This is a genomic window from Pseudogracilibacillus sp. SO30301A, from assembly GCF_037072025.1.
In the GTDB taxonomy this organism is placed as follows: Bacteria; Bacillota; Bacilli; order Bacillales; family Amphibacillaceae; genus Pseudogracilibacillus.
The window spans coordinates 14,471-27,811 of sequence record NZ_JAXHDD010000007.1 but is presented as its reverse complement, the minus strand read 5'-3'; the positions used below and the strand labels follow the sequence as shown (position 1 = coordinate 27,811).

The window sequence follows — 13,341 nt, the reverse complement described above, 5'->3', positions numbered from 1 at the left end:
TTCGTTTAGTATGTAATTTTTTTAAAATATAGATAGAATGACGTAAAATCCTGCTAAATCTAAAGAAAAAGATAAAACCATGAATGATTTTATCTTTTCGCTAAATTATTCTTCCGATAAGGTTTTTATAATCGGCATAATTTCTCGAAGTCTTCCCACTTCATATGTTGGGGTAACTTCCATTAGTTCACGGTCATGATGATTGATCCAGATAGAATCAATACCAATTTTTGAAGCACCTAGAATGTCTGTTAGTGGATTATCCCCTACCATAATTACCTCATCTTTTTCAACATTTAATAAATTAAGCGCATGATTAAAAATTTCCGCATTCGGCTTCCCTTGACCAAAGTCCCCCGAAATGACAATATGATCAAAATATGGTACCAACTCAGGGGATAGTGATAATTTTGTACGCTGTAAATGTGGCGAACCATTTGTCAACATTAATAATTGGTATTTTCCTTTTAAATTATCTAAAACCTCTAACGTTTCATCATATAGAAAAACTTGTTTTTTTCTTTCCTCTGGAAATGTTTTTGCCAATTCTTCTGCCAAATCTTCATCTTCAATATCTAAATCTTGTAATCCGTTTTTCCAAGCTTGTCTTCGATATTCGGGAACTGTTTCTCGTAGCTTTTTAAAATCTACTCCTTCGTCCTCAAATTCTCCCCACATTCCTTCAAATGCTCCAATACCAATATTACTCACAAACTCATATGTCTCAAAAGTTGGATAAAGTTCCTCTGCATGCTTTCGAACTCGTTCTTCTAATTGTTCTGGGTTTATATTATATTTTTCTACCACTTTTTCACATGTTGATTTAAATGCTTCACTCACGCTTTTATGATCCCAAAGTAGCGTATCATCCAAGTCAAAAATTACGGCCTTTAACATTTATTTATCTCTTCCTTTATTTTTACAAATAAGTGTCCATCTATCATCTTAACGGTAAACTACTTAAAAGTCCATTAATCAAAACTAGGGAATGATCCAGTAAATGATGTATACTGAATGTATATATTTTATATGAAAGTGATAATTATCGAGTCGTAGATCACGTTTATTCAAAATAATAAGGTAACTACTAATATGACATGGTGTAAACTCTGAAACTCATATAAAAAACAGCCCTTTATAGGAATATTCATTAGATTACTTGATAATCAAAACAGGACATTCGGCTTTCTGAACTACATAATTACTTACACTTCCAAGGAAAAGTTTCCGGATGTTGCTGAGCCCCCGACTTCCCATTATTATTAAATCTATTTCATTAATTTTAGCATATTTACAAATTAAACTACCCGGACGAACATTTTGTTCAGCTAACATAATTTCGGTTACCACCGAAATATCCTCACGTTCAAATTCCTCTTCAATTTTTTTCATTTGTGGACGGCATTTTTCGATCAGATCATTGCTAATACTTCTTGAAACATTTATATTTGTAATCGGCCCGGCGGCATCCATTACAGTGACAATATGAACTTCTGAATCTGATTCTTGAGCAGCTTGATATTTTGCTGTTTCAATAGCTTTACGGCTCAAGAGAGATCCATCATAAGCAACAAGAATTCTTTTATGCATTTTTAGCCCTCCAATATAATACATAGTGTGTTTCTACATTCAGTATAACATGTCAACTAAAGGTGAAAGACAGATTGAAACATTGACATAGAGTTGTCACTAACTAGAAAGCGAATCAATATCCCTTTAAAAATTTATGAACCAAATAACAGTGATTTTCTAGGATGTTGATTATAATTGTTAATTTGCAGAGACTTACGTCGCAGATTATGGATAATTATTAGTAAAAAGCAAAAAATCCGACCTAATCAAATTTTTAATCTAAATTTGAATGTTAGTCGGATTTTTTATGACTAGAACATTTTTGTCCTAGCTTTATTAAAAACTTTATTTTTCGTCTTCTTTTCGTTCCAATACTTTATCGATCAAGCCGTATTCAACAGCACGTTCAGCTGACATGAAGTTATCTCGATCTGTATCTGCTTCAATCACATCAAGTGGCTGGCCAGTTCGATCAGATAAAATTTGGTTTAATTTTTCACGCATGCGAATAATCCGTTTTGCATGAATTTCAATATCAGATGCTTGACCTTGTGTCCCACCAAGTGGTTGGTGAATCATCACTTCACTGTTTGGCAGAGCATAACGCTTTCCTTTTGCTCCGGCTGCAAGTAAAAATGCCCCCATTGATGCTGCCATCCCAGTACAAATTGTAGAAACATCTGATTTAATGAATTGCATCGTATCATAGATAGCCATTCCAGCTGTAATCGAACCGCCTGGAGAGTTAATATATAGTGAAATATCTTTGTTGGAATCTTCTGCTTCTAAAAATAATAACTGAGCAACGATAGAGTTTGCTACGTTATCATCAATAGCACTACCTAACATAATAATTCGGTCTTTTAATAGCCTTGAGTAAATGTCATAAGCACGTTCACCGCGATTTGTTTGTTCAATAACTGTAGGTATTAAAACCATAATAAAATCCTCCTTTTTTATCAACGTCACCTAATTTGTTTTAGTCTATGTTTTTATCATAACTATAAGGTCAAAAAAGGTCAAACAATATGTACTGATAAAAGTTCATACAAATACCATCTTCTCCAACTGGTTGTTTATTAAACAATATTAGGTGAACTTTTCCAAAAAATTTTGTAGCTATGAAAAGTATAACGTAATTTTACCTAAAAATAAACTATCGTATAAAGAGTCTTTTTAATAGTAAAACTTGAAATTAATAGAGCATCAATGTATAATATCGAATGTATGCCAAAAGTGCCCGTAGCTCAGCTGGATAGAGCATTGGTTTCCGGTACCAAGAGTCGGGGGTTCGAGTCCTCTCGGGCACGCTAATAAAAAAGCAATCGGTGTAATTATAACTATACCGATTGCTTTTTGTTTTATTGATTTCACATTCGTTGTAATTATCCGATACCTGTTTCGCATAGTTGATAATTTTTATGATTCTGTTACTGAATCAGTAACAACTTCTTTTGGCTCAGCTTGCGGTGGTTTCCGTACTAGTCCCATGATTCCAGCGATTAAATAACAGAGTGCTGCAAGGAATGCCATCATGAAAGTTCCAAGTGCTAGAATAACAGAAGTAATAATCAAAATAATTCCAGCTGCTTTCGGTTTTTTATCACCTTTAAAAAATACCAAAGCAACAATTCCAGCGATTAAAGCTAATAAAGAAATGATGGAAAGGAACCAACCGATACCTGTAAGGATATTAATAAATAGATAATCTTCATCTGTACCATAAGCACCTAAGAAATTGTACATAAAATAATCCGTTTTACTGAACGTTGTAAATAAGCTGAATCCTCCAACACCAATTAAATTAAATACGATCCCGACAATCGTTAGGGTGAACTCTCCAGTTCTTTTCATTTGTCTCGCCTCCATATCGTTAAGAAAGTATGATATATACCATTTATATCTTATCGAATCTACACAAAAAAAACATCATACATAATAACTATGTATGATATCGTTATAAATGACTAGTTCTTATTGTAAATTCTTTAAATCTTCCACAATTTGGTCCATTTCTGCGGCTATTTTTCCATCGTATTTTTTAATAATTTCACCGTCTGGATTTACAAGGTAGAAGGCAGTACCATGTGTTACTTGATCATCCCCTTCAAGAGGTGGTGCAAGTAAACTTTTAAATGAATTAACGGAAATATTTTTAATATACTCAAAATCATATCCGGTTAAAAATGTCCAAGTAGATAAGTCTGCACCGTATTCTTCCGCATATTCAGTTAATACTTCTGGAGTGTCATGGTCAGGATCAACAGAAAATGATACAAGATGGTAGTTTTCAACTTCGGCTTCTTCTAACTTATCTTGTAGTTTTTTCATATTACTCGTCATTGGCAGACAAACGGTTGTGCAATTTGTAAAAATAAAGTCTACTACCAGCCATTGTCCTTTTAAGTCATCCCTCGTTAATTTGTCTCCATCTTGTGTTGTTGCTTCAAAATCTTCTACCGGTTCATTCATTGTTGTTTCAACTTTGTTTCCGCCGCATGCGGCAAGTGTAAGTAAAGCAATTATTAATAAAAGGCGTATTAAATTTTTCATTTACCTTCATCCTATTCTGTCAAAGTTTATGTAATTCATTTGAGCGAAGTTAAGCAAACTAACTTACATTCATTATGTTTCATTTAAACAATTTCAAACATAGCATAACATAATATAAATAATCGTAAATAGACAATTGAAGAATGTTTTGTGAATTATTTGTGACAATTGTGGAGATATAAAGTAGGTAAGTAGCTTATACACAATTGTAGCTATTACATACATTAAAAATGAGTACAAATATGAAAGGAGAAAAATAATGAGTAAAAGTTGTGGTTGTACTGGGAGATGCCAATGCGACAAAAAAGTTGTATATCCTACTAGGGAAGAAGTAAAACACACCCATTCCGAAGAAACTGTTTGCCATATTCATCCTTCCCACACAAGAGTTATTAATAATCACAAGATTCGTAATAAACATTTTTATCCGCATTCGACATCTTATGAAAACAGAGTGCAAGAAGTAGATGTTAGAGGAGCATCTGAAGGACCTGGTGAAAACGTCCTAGGAGCAGCAGACTATGGCTGCGGAGACAATCGGGTTGGAGGAGCAAGAAATTGCGGTTGCCGAGGACGTTGCTGTTGTGGCGGAAGACGTAGACGCGGTTTTTGGTTTTAGTCATAAAGAATGATTGAATATTGAAATTGTCTATTTTGAATGAGGATAGAATATAAGGATAAAAACAGTAAAAATGTATATCGGTCATACAACAAAACAACCGTGTAAATAGCAAACGATAAAGCTCAGAAGTACTTCTGAGCTTTATTAAATACATAGACACGTTGCTAATCAACTCGGACGTCTTGGAAGTCGAGTTGATCTTCCCCAGTGGTGATATATAAATTGTTATATCACAGTTTACATCCACACGTAATCGTTTAATAAAACAATACTAAACTTTCAATAATCGTTCGTCTTTAGAAGAGGGAAAAAGTGATTTGTTTCTGTTTCCTTATCCTATAGCGGTCATTTATGTATAACAACATCCCTTCCATATGTAAGCGCTAACAAAAACAGGGATATAATAAGCACAAAAAGTGCTTTTTTCTTGTGCATTATATTCATTAAAGGTGTTATAAAGCTATGAATTCGTCGAAATAAATGAAACAAGTTCATTTAGAGCTACTTCTTCATCTGGGCCGTCGGCAATTAATCTAACCGTTTCACCTTTTGTAATGGCTAAACTCATTAGCCCCATAATACTTTTCGCGTTAATTCTTTTTCCTTCCTTTTCTAAAAATAAATCAGCTGTAAATCGATTAGCTTCTTGAACAAATTGTGCTGCGGGTCGTGCTTGTAGACCTGATTCCAATAAAACTTCTACCGATTTTTCTACCACCATTATCATCTCCTTTCCTATCGTCAGATGGGTAATTTTAATTCTTACAAAAATTACTAATTATACTGAATCTATATGTTGCCAAATTACAATTATTATAACATTTTCTTACTAGAAAATACACATTTTGTCCTATTGAGTTCCACTTTCATTCCGTAGTTTGTCCGCAATTTGTTCAATCTTTTTTAAACGGTGGTTAACTCCGGATTTTGATAATTTTCCAGATGGAAGTAATTCTCCAATCTCTTTTAGTGTGACCTCCGGATATTCCAGACGGGTTATTGCAACCTCTCTTAATTTATCTGGTAAAATATCAAGTCCAGCATTATTTTTAATATATTTAATACCTTCTATTTGGCGGACAGACGCACTGATCGTCTTATTTAAGTTAGCAGTTTCACAATTAACGATTCGGTTTACAGAATTTCGCATATCTCGAACGATACGGACATCTTCAAACTTAAACAATGCATTATTCGCACCAATAACCCCTAAAAATTCTGAAATTTTTTCAGCTTCCTTAATGTAAACAATATATCCATTTCTACGTTGTAATTCACGAGCTCGTAATTGAAACTCATTTAGCAACTGACATAATAACTGGTTATGATCTTGATCCAAATTAAACATTTCTAAATGATAGGAAGATGTTTCTGGATTGTTTATCGATCCTCTCGCAATAAAAGCTCCTCGTAAATATGCTCGTTTACAGCAATATTCTTTAAGGGATTGGTTTAAATTCGTTTGTTCAAATCCATCTTGTTCGTGGTCGATTTGTAGCGTTTCTAAAAGGATGCTGACTCCTTTTTTAATTCGAACGATATAAATATTATTCTTTTTTAATTTCATTTTTTTGCGAACAAGTAACTCTATAGATCCTTTAAAAACTACTTTTAATAATGTAAATATTCTTCTAGCTATCGCAGCACTTTCCGTTTGAATATCTAACATCTCATTCGGATCAAGTGTTGAAATAACCCCGTTCATACGAATAATCGCTGCTAATTCAGCTTTTACGCAACAGTCATTTTCTTTCAAATTAATTAATTCTTTTTTTATTTCAGAAGTAAATGACAATGTCTTTCATTCCTTTAATATTTCTTTATTTTATCGGATGCCATTTGAAAAATAATTTTAGCTAATTTTTCTGTATTATGACGAATCATTGGATGATTGTGATCAATTATATCTTCCTCATACACTTCTAAACCAAGCTGTTTTAAACTAGAAAGATTATATGTAACAGGGGAAGCATTTTGTTTCTCATATTCTATTAGTAAATTTTTAGCAATCGGTTGATTGTGAACAATAATCGAATCGATCGAATTCCTTCCAATATGGTTATATATCGCCTTTACATGGTCTGCTGCACTAAAATCATTCGTCTCACCAGGTTGGGTCATAATATTACAAACGTAGACCGTTTTGGCTGTTGTTTGATTTAAAGCATCGACGACATCTTTAATAATCAAATTCGGTAAAATACTTGTATACAAACTTCCCGGTGAAATAACGACTAAATCTGCATCTAAAATTGCTTCCACAACGTTAGGCATTGGCGTCAAATGATCAGGAGTTAGAAAAACCCGTTTGATCTTTTTATTTTTCATTGGTATTTTAGATTCGCCAGATACAATTGTACCATCTTCCATTTCTGCATGGAGTGTCACAGCTTCATTCACAATTGGATAAATATTCCCTTTCACATTAAACATGACGGAAACTTCTTTCACCGCTTCATAAAAATTTCCGGTAATTGAGCTCATTGCGATTAATACAATATTGCCCAAAGAATGTCCTGATAATCCATTCGAGACATTGAATCGGTGTTGGAAAAGTTCGTACAGTTCCTGATCGACATTCGCTAGTGATGCAATAACATTACGAATATCACCTGGCGCAGGTGTTTCGATCATTTCACGCAGTTGTCCGGTGCTTCCCCCATCATCTGCAACAGTAACAATCGTCGATAAATCAATAGGATAATCCTTTAATCCTCTTAATAAGACAGGCATACCTGTTCCGCCGCCTAAAACGACAATTTTAGGTCGTGTAGTATTAGTCATATTAATGACCCTTTCTTTTGTTTATATCTCGGTGGGTAATATGAGTCGGACAAAATTCAGCAAACCTTTTCGCATAAAACTCCGTCAATGCAACTGAACGATGCTGTCCACCAGTACATCCGATTGCAATAACTAATTGAGATTTACCTTCTTTTTTATATTGAGGGATTATAAACCGCAATAAATCAAGTAGCTTTTCATTGAATTTTGCTGTTTCTGACCATTTAAATACATATTCTGAAACTTCTTTATCAAATCCTGTTAACGGCCGCATATGCTCGACATAAAATGGATTTGGTAAAAACCGCACATCAAAAACTAAATCTGCATCAATTGGAATTCCGTATTTAAACCCAAATGAAACAAAATGTACAGAAAAAACAACTTCCTTTTTCTCTGAATAAAATTGATGAATTTTTTCACGCAATTCTTTCGGTTTTAAATCAGTAGTATCAATTATCTTCTGCGCACGCCCACGTAACTCATCTAAAATCTTCCGTTCTTCCTTAATTCCATTTAGCGGTAATCCGCCAATATCTAAAGGATGAGATCTTCTTGTTTCTTTGTACCTGCTTACTAGTACTTCATTTGTTGCGTCTAAAAACAGAATATGTTCCTGCAACCAATCCTCATCCCCAATAATATCAAGGGATTCATATAATGCATCAAAAAACTCTCTCCCTCGAAGATCGATAACGAGCGCAACTTTTCTAATATTGTTTGTTGAATCTTTCATTAATTCAAGAAACTTTGGAAGTAATGTTGGCGGTAAATTATCCACACAATAATAACCTAAATCTTCAAAACTCTGAATTGCCACTGTTTTTCCGGCGCCTGACATACCTGTAATAATAATAAGTTTCGTTTCTAAGCCTGCCATTTTACTCCCCCCAAGTAAATGAAAGAAAATTGTTATTTCAATATATACTTATTATACCGTAAAGTGTGTGCGGCAACAAAAGGAACTTACTTTTATCGTATTATATGCATGAGATGTCAATATCGAAAAAATAAAAAAGGCATAGGTCTATGCCTATGCAAGTAACTAATTTATTAAAGGGGGTCAATTAGTTTAAATACATTATACCTAACAAATATTTCGTAATGATTACAAGCGTGTTAAAACACAATAACTTTTTACTTTAATAAAGGATGTTCAAAAAGTCTGGTAAAAACGACACTACGAATTTCGCACGAATGCTTGTTTCTCCGCTACTCATGTATCTAAATGCATACATTCCGCTGACGGAAACTGCGCCGCCTCGAACTTCTTGATCCTTTTTATCCTCCTTTTTGAACACGTACTAATATGGAACTTATTTAACTTTCTCAGCTAGCTCTTCTATATATTTTTGTGCTTGCTCTGCTGCAATACTTCCATCGCCAGTAGCTGTCACAACTTGTCTCAATTCCTTTACTCGAATATCACCTGCTGCAAAAACGCCAGGTACATTTGTCTCCATATTTTCATTTGTCGGGATGTATCCTTCTTCATCGACAATTCCCAGTGATTTAAAAGGTTCACTTAATGGCAACATACCGATATAAACGAAAACCCCATCCGTTTTAAATTTGCCTGTTTCCCCAGTCTTTACGTTCTTTGTAGAGAGATAGCTTACTTTACCATTTTCTCCATTTATTTCTTCTACAATCGTGTCCCAAACAAATTCTATTTTATTATTGTTAAATGCACGATCTTGAATAATTTTTTGTGCGCGTAATTCATCCCGGCGGTGAATGATGGTTACTTTTTTTGCAAATCTAGTTAGGTAAATTCCTTCCTCAACTGCTGAGTCTCCCCCACCGATAACCGCAATTTCTTTTTCTTTAAAAAACGCTCCATCACAAACTGCACAGTATGATACCCCGCGCCCAGTTAATTCCGTTTCACCTGGAACACCTAATTTTTTATATTGTGCACCAGTAGTAATTATCAACGCTCTCGTCTTATATGTTTTGCTTCCTGCATTTACTTCTTTATAGCTACCATGATCTTCTACACCTTTAATATCTCCATAAGCGTACCCCGCACCAAACTTTTTCGCATGTTCAAACATTTTAGTAGATAATTCTTGACCTAAGATGTTTTCAAATCCTGGATAGTTTTCAATGTCTTCCGTGTCTGCCATCTGTCCTCCTGGAACACCTCGCTCAAGCATTAACGTGTCAAGATTCGCACGAGATGCATAAACTGCAGCTGTCATTCCGGCCGGTCCTGCTCCTGCAATGATTACATCATACATATGCTCTTCACTCATGTAAGATCCTTCCTTCCATCGTTGTAATTTATTTTATGCCAGCAATACTTAAATTTCTATTTCTACCTATAGCTTATAAGAAGGTGAACCGTGCGTCTATTTATATGCTCACAATTGCACAAACTATTAGTATATTAAATAACGTTTGAAATAATCCAAGTTTTATTGTATTTTTCCCTTGCTAGACGCATTAGCTTTTCTCTGCCCTTGCTTCCATTTCTTCTTTTGTATAAATTATTTTCATTGGGTTGCCTCCTACAAAAGCTCCTGGCGGTACATTTTTATGTACGAGTGAGGCTGCTGAGACAACAGCATTATCTCCAATTGTAACTCCTGGTAAAATCGTAGTATTGGCACCTACTAATACGTTATCTCCAATAATCACATCACCAATTCGGTATTCTTCAATTAAATATTCATGAGCGAGCAACGTTGTGTTATATCCGATGATGCTGTTATTTCCGACTTTAATTCTCTCTGGAAACATGATATCAGGCATCACCATTAAGGCAAATGAAGTTTGCTTTCCAACATCCATTCTAAGAAATGTACGGTACAACCAATTTTTTACACTTAAAAACGGAGTGTAGCGGGCAATTTGAATGACGATAAAGTTTTTTACCACTTTCAAAAAAGGTACCGTTTTATAAATTCTCCACAATGAATTTGCATCTTTTACTTTATATCTATCCGTTTTTCGCATCCTTTACCCTCCCACAATTGGAAGTAAGTCTCGTATATCTTCTAACATATATGTTGGATTAAATTTCTGTAAATATTCTTTTCCCTTTAAGCTCCATGCTACCCCAGCAGTTTTTACACCTGCATTTTTACCAGACTCTATATCATGATAATTATCCCCAACCATTAATGAGCACCTAAGTTCTGCTGCCAATGCTTTTGCTCCTCTTAAAACAGGTTCGGGATGGGGCTTCGGGTTTTGAACATCGTCAACAGCAACAACCGTATCAAAAAACGACCTAATTCCAGTTACTTCCAAGCCCAACTCTACGCCCAGCCGCATTTTGGCTGAAACGATTCCCATACGTTTCCCAGCTTCATGCAATTCTTTTAACGTTTCCTTAACATTTGGAAATAACTTTACATAATCATTATGATGTTCTAAATTATGTTTTCGGTAAGTTGCGATCATTTCTTCTGCTAGATCTGGATTTATTTCCGTAAATGTCTTAATAAGAGGCGGACCATTAAATTGTAATATTTCCTCCCGTGTGAATGAATATCCATAATAATTGAATGTATATTCAAAGGACTGATGAATTAATTCATTTGTGTCAATCAATGTTCCGTCCAAATCAAATAAAATTGTTTCAATGCTCATAAGTAACTTCTCTACTCCTTTGATCTTCTATTCGGATTTAACCAGTACCACAATAAAATGATTACCATAGTAATACTCTAGAGAGAAGGCTTTATACATTATGCAAATATAAAACCTTCTTGCAATTATTTCACCTTTGCCCCATCATATTTTCTATCAACTTTATCTGATTTTCTTCGATAAATTATTAAAATAATTGCTCCAATAATTAGTAATAATGAGAACAATTGTGCTTGTTTAATTGGTCCTAAAAACAAACTGTCTGTTCGCATTCCTTCGATAAAAATACGACCAATCGAATACATAATTATGTAACTTAAGAATATTTCTCCACGAAGCGGATTATATTTTCTAAGTAAAAGTAACCCGATAAACACTAAAATATTCCAGAAAGATTCGTATAAAAACGTCGGATGATATAAAACTCCATTGATACACATTTGATTCATAATAAAGTCCGGTAAATATTGATGAAAGTTTTGATAAGCCGCTTCAGAAATCGGACCACCATGCGCTTCCTGATTCATAAAGTTACCCCAGCGTCCAATAGCTTGCCCTAATATTAAGCTCGGTGCAACAATATCAGCCAGTTGCCAAAAAGAAACGTCTTTAACACGTGCATAAACAATTGCTGTCAAAACAGCCCCAATTAGCGCACCGTGGATTGCAATTCCGCCTTCCCAAACAGCAATTAAAGATATAAAAGAAGCACCGCGGTAATTTTCCCATTCAAAAATAACATAATAAATACGAGCAAAAATAATCGCAATCGGTGCAGCAAACACAATTAAATCTGTAATTAAATCTTTTTTCAGACCGAGCCGATCTGCTTCTTTTGTCGCTAAATATAGTCCAAGAAAAAGTCCTGATGCAATAATGACACCATACCAATAGATGGAGATAGGACCAACTTGGAGAAATACACGATTTAATGCTTCAGCTTCACAAGTCAAATAAATCACTCCTGATCGAGTTTACAATTTAAATTTTATAATTATACTCGAACTTTTTAATAATTATTCTCATTATTCTGTTGAATCATCGTTGCCAACTGATCTGAAAAGTCTTCCGCTGCGTTCACTCCCATTCGCTTTAAGCGAAAATTCATTGCAGCAACTTCAATAATGACTGCTAAATTTCTACCTGGACGTACCGGAATGATTGCCTTTGGGATCCGGACATCCATAATTTTCATCGTTTCTTCCTCAATTCCCAGGCGTTCATATTGCTTTTTGTCATCCCATAATTCCAACTGAACAATGTATGAAATTCGTTTATAACTTTTTACCGCTCCCGCACCAAATAATGTCATAATATTCAAAATGCCTAGACCGCGTATTTCAAGAAGATGTTCAATTAAAGGCGGTGCATTTCCAATTAATGTATCGTAATCTTCTTGTCTTATTTCCACACTATCATCTGCTACTAATCGGTGACCTCTTTTTACTAATTCAAGTGCGGTTTCACTTTTACCTACACCACTTTGTCCCATTATTAGAACACCGACTCCATAAATATCAACTAAAACACCGTGTAACGCTGTAGAAGGTGCAAATTTTGCTCCTAAATAATTCGTAATCCGAACAATTACCCTATTTGTCGTTCGGGGTGATTTTAGTATTGGAACACCTGCATCATTGGCAGCTACCATTAATACATCAGGTATATCCATCCAATTAGATACAACAATTCCAGGGGTAATATCTGTACAAAGCCGTTCTGCCCGATCTCGTTGTTCCTCTTCCGATAAGTTTAGAAAATAATTCATCTCTGTTTTGCCAATAATTTGAATTCGTTCTTTCGGGTAATATTCAAAAAAACCGGTCATTTCAAATGCGGGTCTTGATATGTCGTTAGAGGTAATTTCTCGATGAATTCCATCTTCTCCTGCTACCAATGTTAAATTAAAATTATCTAACAAATCTTTGGTTCGCACAACTCGCATCCTATGTTCCCCCCTAGATAAGCTGCATTGTTTTATAATATGATAAGAAAAAAATAGTTCATCCTTAATTTTACCGTTTATATAAGAAATTATCTATTAATAACTTTTCCATCCATTTCCTTTATGTACTGGATTGAATAGACCAAGGTCGGATATAATGACTCTGGATTTTCGTTCTTCTCATTAAAAAATATTTTTGATGGACGGGTTTTTTATGATGATGTACGTAACAGTCGAAGTAGCTAAATTTGAGGAGATGTCCAAC

14 protein-coding genes, 1 tRNA gene and 1 pseudogene are annotated in these 13,341 nt (G+C 34.5%); 2 read left to right on the top strand and 14 right to left on the bottom strand.

Features of this window, described 5'->3' with window-relative positions; all coding sequences use genetic code 11:
• Positions 1–105 precede the first annotated feature (105 nt).
• The 3 genes from SPD89_RS05560 to clpP form a co-directional block, all read right to left on the bottom strand.
• A complete protein-coding gene (locus SPD89_RS05560; protein ID WP_336260971.1) occupies positions 106–897 on the bottom strand; it encodes an HAD family hydrolase in 792 nt (263 codons plus the stop codon).
• A 258-nt stretch (positions 898–1,155) separates the two neighbouring features.
• Positions 1,156–1,590, bottom strand: a complete 435-nt coding sequence (locus SPD89_RS05555) for a universal stress protein (RefSeq protein WP_336260970.1) — start codon at positions 1,588–1,590, stop codon at positions 1,156–1,158.
• A gap of 327 nt (positions 1,591–1,917) precedes the next feature.
• On the bottom strand, positions 1,918–2,511 hold the full coding sequence (gene clpP, locus SPD89_RS05550) for an ATP-dependent Clp endopeptidase proteolytic subunit ClpP (RefSeq protein WP_336260969.1): 594 nt from the start codon (positions 2,509–2,511) through the stop codon (positions 1,918–1,920).
• Positions 2,512–2,808: 297 nt separating this feature from the next.
• On the opposite strand from clpP, the gene SPD89_RS05545 reads away from it, so the two are divergent.
• Positions 2,809–2,882: transfer RNA gene (locus tag SPD89_RS05545), tRNA-Arg, on the top strand.
• Between the two features lie 109 nt (positions 2,883–2,991).
• Here the strand turns inward: SPD89_RS05545 and SPD89_RS05540 are convergent.
• Together SPD89_RS05540 and SPD89_RS05535 are read right to left on the bottom strand one after the other, a co-directional pair.
• Positions 2,992–3,426 (bottom strand): DUF4064 domain-containing protein, encoded by a 435-nt coding sequence (locus SPD89_RS05540; protein ID WP_336260968.1) that lies wholly within the window; start codon positions 3,424–3,426, stop codon positions 2,992–2,994.
• Positions 3,427–3,546: 120 nt separating this feature from the next.
• Positions 3,547–4,125: an SCO family protein gene (locus SPD89_RS05535; protein ID WP_336260967.1), complete on the bottom strand. Its 579-nt coding sequence runs from the start codon at positions 4,123–4,125 to the stop codon at positions 3,547–3,549.
• A 259-nt stretch (positions 4,126–4,384) separates the two neighbouring features.
• Here SPD89_RS05535 and SPD89_RS22890 point away from each other — a divergent pair.
• Positions 4,385–4,591: pseudogene (locus SPD89_RS22890) on the top strand (CotD family spore coat protein); the annotation flags it as partial.
• A 616-nt stretch (positions 4,592–5,207) separates the two neighbouring features.
• On the opposite strand, the gene SPD89_RS05530 reads toward SPD89_RS22890, so the two are convergent.
• The 9 genes from SPD89_RS05530 to hprK form a co-directional block, all read right to left on the bottom strand.
• Positions 5,208–5,465, bottom strand: a complete 258-nt coding sequence (locus SPD89_RS05530) for an HPr family phosphocarrier protein (protein WP_336260966.1) — start codon at positions 5,463–5,465, stop codon at positions 5,208–5,210.
• 132 nt (positions 5,466–5,597) lie between these two features.
• A complete protein-coding gene (gene whiA, locus SPD89_RS05525) occupies positions 5,598–6,542 on the bottom strand; it encodes a DNA-binding protein WhiA (protein ID WP_336260965.1) in 945 nt (314 codons plus the stop codon).
• A gap of 14 nt (positions 6,543–6,556) precedes the next feature.
• On the bottom strand, positions 6,557–7,531 hold the full coding sequence (locus tag SPD89_RS05520) for a gluconeogenesis factor YvcK family protein (RefSeq protein ID WP_336260964.1): 975 nt from the start codon (positions 7,529–7,531) through the stop codon (positions 6,557–6,559).
• A 1-nt stretch (position 7,532) separates the two neighbouring features.
• Positions 7,533–8,411: an RNase adapter RapZ gene (rapZ, locus tag SPD89_RS05515; RefSeq protein WP_336260963.1), complete on the bottom strand. Its 879-nt coding sequence runs from the start codon at positions 8,409–8,411 to the stop codon at positions 7,533–7,535.
• Between the two features lie 436 nt (positions 8,412–8,847).
• Entirely contained in the window at positions 8,848–9,789 is a 942-nt protein-coding gene (trxB, locus tag SPD89_RS05510) for a thioredoxin-disulfide reductase (protein ID WP_336260962.1), read from the bottom strand.
• Positions 9,790–9,979: 190 nt separating this feature from the next.
• Entirely contained in the window at positions 9,980–10,492 is a 513-nt protein-coding gene (locus SPD89_RS05505; RefSeq protein WP_336260961.1) for an acyltransferase, read from the bottom strand.
• A 3-nt stretch (positions 10,493–10,495) separates the two neighbouring features.
• Positions 10,496–11,131 carry a pyrophosphatase PpaX gene (gene ppaX / locus SPD89_RS05500; RefSeq protein ID WP_336260960.1) on the bottom strand — a complete coding sequence of 212 codons (636 nt, stop codon included), beginning with the start codon at positions 11,129–11,131 and terminating at the stop codon, positions 10,496–10,498.
• A 125-nt stretch (positions 11,132–11,256) separates the two neighbouring features.
• Complete coding sequence (gene lgt, locus SPD89_RS05495) at positions 11,257–12,084, bottom strand: prolipoprotein diacylglyceryl transferase (RefSeq protein ID WP_336260959.1); 828 nt, start codon at positions 12,082–12,084, stop codon at positions 11,257–11,259.
• Positions 12,085–12,140: 56 nt separating this feature from the next.
• The gene (hprK, locus tag SPD89_RS05490) at positions 12,141–13,076 is read right to left on the bottom strand and encodes an HPr(Ser) kinase/phosphatase (protein WP_336260958.1); all 936 of its coding nucleotides are present in this window, start codon (positions 13,074–13,076) and stop codon (positions 12,141–12,143) included.
• Positions 13,077–13,341 lie beyond the last annotated feature (265 nt).

Coding starts and splice junctions, on each gene's coding strand:
- SPD89_RS05560 (WP_336260971.1), bottom strand. CDS start 897: ATGTTAAAGGCCGTAATTTTTGACTTGGATGATACGCTACTTTGGGAT.
- SPD89_RS05555 (WP_336260970.1), bottom strand. CDS start 1,590: ATGCATAAAAGAATTCTTGTTGCTTATGATGGATCTCTCTTGAGCCGT.
- clpP (WP_336260969.1), bottom strand. CDS start 2,511: ATGGTTTTAATACCTACAGTTATTGAACAAACAAATCGCGGTGAACGT.
- SPD89_RS05540 (WP_336260968.1), bottom strand. CDS start 3,426: ATGAAAAGAACTGGAGAGTTCACCCTAACGATTGTCGGGATCGTATTT.
- SPD89_RS05535 (WP_336260967.1), bottom strand. CDS start 4,125: ATGAAAAATTTAATACGCCTTTTATTAATAATTGCTTTACTTACACTT.
- SPD89_RS05520 (WP_336260964.1), bottom strand. CDS start 7,531: ATGACTAATACTACACGACCTAAAATTGTCGTTTTAGGCGGCGGAACA.
- rapZ (WP_336260963.1), bottom strand. CDS start 8,411: ATGGCAGGCTTAGAAACGAAACTTATTATTATTACAGGTATGTCAGGC.
- trxB (WP_336260962.1), bottom strand. CDS start 9,789: ATGAGTGAAGAGCATATGTATGATGTAATCATTGCAGGAGCAGGACCG.
- SPD89_RS05505 (WP_336260961.1), bottom strand. CDS start 10,492: ATGCGAAAAACGGATAGATATAAAGTAAAAGATGCAAATTCATTGTGG.
- ppaX (WP_336260960.1), bottom strand. CDS start 11,131: ATGAGCATTGAAACAATTTTATTTGATTTGGACGGAACATTGATTGAC.
- hprK (WP_336260958.1), bottom strand. CDS start 13,076: ATGCGAGTTGTGCGAACCAAAGATTTGTTAGATAATTTTAATTTAACA.